This is a genomic window from Micromonospora foliorum (genome assembly GCF_022229015.1).
Classification (GTDB): Bacteria; Actinomycetota; Actinomycetes; order Mycobacteriales; family Micromonosporaceae; genus Micromonospora; species Micromonospora foliorum.
Map to the genome: position 1 here is coordinate 1 of NZ_JAKKFF010000462.1, position 2,256 is coordinate 2,256.

Annotated in this window: 1 protein-coding gene; it reads right to left on the reverse strand. The window is 73.9% G+C overall.

What is annotated here, in order from left to right; translation table 11 throughout:
• The coding region (locus tag PSH25_RS27875) for a RecQ family ATP-dependent DNA helicase (RefSeq protein ID WP_238661864.1) at nucleotides 1-2,047 on the reverse strand (2,047 nt) is incomplete at its 3' end.
• Nucleotides 2,048-2,256: the final 209 nt, after the last annotated feature.

Below are 2,256 nucleotides of genomic sequence, written 5' to 3' on the forward strand. Positions count from 1 at the left end.
AGACGAGGGGCCCCCGTATGTTCACGATGCCCCGCCCGGTCTCGGCTCCGTACCCCCGCTGCGGCTTGCGCATCGACTCCGGTGAGCCGTCGACGCCGGACAGGTTCGCCAGCACGACGAGCGGCCGGTTGCCGCTGGCCGCGTTGATCGCCCGCGCGGCCTGCTGCGACGAGCGGGGGAACAGCGTTCCCGCCGTGTACGTGTCCGGGCCGTCGGTGGGCGGGAAGCCGTGCCGGGAACCGACCGCGACCACCGCCACCGGCCGGCGGGGCCACGGGTCGTCGCCGTGCGCCCACGCCTTCAGCACCTCCACGACCGCGCCGGCGACGTCGTCGGGCAGCGGCGCGTCCGGCGCTTCCGGGCCGACGAGAGCACGCAACCGGCCACCCCAGCCCAGGTCGGAGAGGCGCCCGACGGCCCGGCCGGACAGCGCCTGCTCCGCGGGGGCGATCCGGCCCTTGAGGGGTACGCCCACCGCGTCGAGCCCGGTCGGCCAGAGCTTCTTCGGCGCGATCTCCACGCCGGGTCGGCCCAGGAAGGTCTGCGCGGCGGCGAGCGCGGCCGTCGACACGTCGGCGGCGAAGAGGGGGTCGGCGCACCTGTCGCACCGGCCGCAGTCGACCGCCCCGGTGTCGTCCAGGCGTTCCCGTAGGTACCGCATCCGGCAGTCGGACGTGGTCGCGTACTCCCGCATGGCCTGTTGCTCGACGGTGCGCGCCTCGGCGACGCGGCGCAACCGGGCCTCGTCGTAGACCCACGGCTCGCCGGTGGCGAGCCAACCACCGCGCACCCGGCGGACCGCGCCGTCCACGTCGAGCACCTTGAGCATCAACTCCAACCGCGCCCGGCGCAGGTCGACGAGGGGTTCGAGGGCCTGGGTGGAGAGCGGGCGGTCGGTCTGCAGGGCGGCCAGCACGGCCCGGACCTGCTGCTCCGGCGGGAACGCCAGCGAGGCGAAGTAACGCCAGATCGCGGCGTCCTCGACGCCGGGCAGCAGCAGCACCTCGGCGTGCTCGACGGCCCGGCCGGCGCGGCCGACCTGCTGGTAGTACGCGATCGGCGAGGGTGGCGCGCCGAGGTGGACGACGAAGCCCAGGTCGGGCTTGTCGAAGCCCATGCCGAGAGCACTGGTGGCGACCAACGCCTTGATCTTGTTGTCGAGCAGGTCCTGTTCGGCGGCGCGCCGGTCGGCGTCGTCGGACTGCCCGCTGTAGGAGGCGACCGGGTAGCCCCGGGAGCGCAGGAACTCGGCAGTCTCCCCCGCTGCCGCCACGGTCAGCGTGTAGACGATGCCCGAGCCGGGCAGCTGGTCCAGGTGGTCGGCGAGCCAGGCCAGCCGGTGCGCCGGGGTGGGCAGGTCGAGCACCCCGAGGCGTAGCGACTCGCGGTCCAGCGTTCCGCGCAGGACGAGGGCATCGCCCAACTGCTCGGCGACGTCCTGGGTGACCCGGGCGTTGGCGGTGGCGGTGGTCGCCAGCACCGGGGTGCGCTCGGGCAGCTCGGCGAGGAACGTCCGCAGCCGCCGGTAGTCGGGCCGGAAGTCGTGCCCCCAGTCGGAGACGCAGTGCGCCTCGTCGACCACCAGCAGGCCGGTGGTCGCGGCCAACTTCGGCAGGACGCCGTCGCGGAAGTCCGGGTTGTTGAGTCGTTCCGGGCTGATCAGCAGCACGTCCACCGCGCCGGTCTGGATCTCGGCGGTGATCTCGTCCCACTCGTCGAGGTTCGCCGAGTTGATCGTGCGGGCCCGGATGCCGGCCCGAGCGGCGGCCTCGACCTGGTTACGCATCAACGCCAGCAGCGGCGAGACGATGACGGTCGGCCCGGCCTGGTGGCCCTGCTCGCGGTCCCGGAGCAGGGCGGTGGCCACGAAGTAGACCGCCGACTTGCCCCAACCGGTCCGCTGGACGCAGAGCACCCGTCGCCGGTCGACGACGAGTGCCTCGATGGCCCGCCACTGGTCCTCGCGCAGCCGGGCGTGGTCACCGGCCAGCCGGCGCAGCACCGCCTCGGCCCGCTCCCGTACTGCTGCCCGCTCTGCTGTCTCCACCCGGCATTTCTACCAGCGCCATCCGTCAAGCCCTTGTTGATCAAGAGGTTTGCGTCATCATTCGGCCGGATTCCGACGCAAACCTCTTGATCAACAGGGTCAGGGGGCGGGGGGCGGGGGGCGGGGGCGGGGGCGGGTCAGGGGCGGGGGCGGGGGCGGAGGGAGCGGGTGAGGTGGGACAGGGGGGGGGGGGGGGGGGGGGGGGCGCG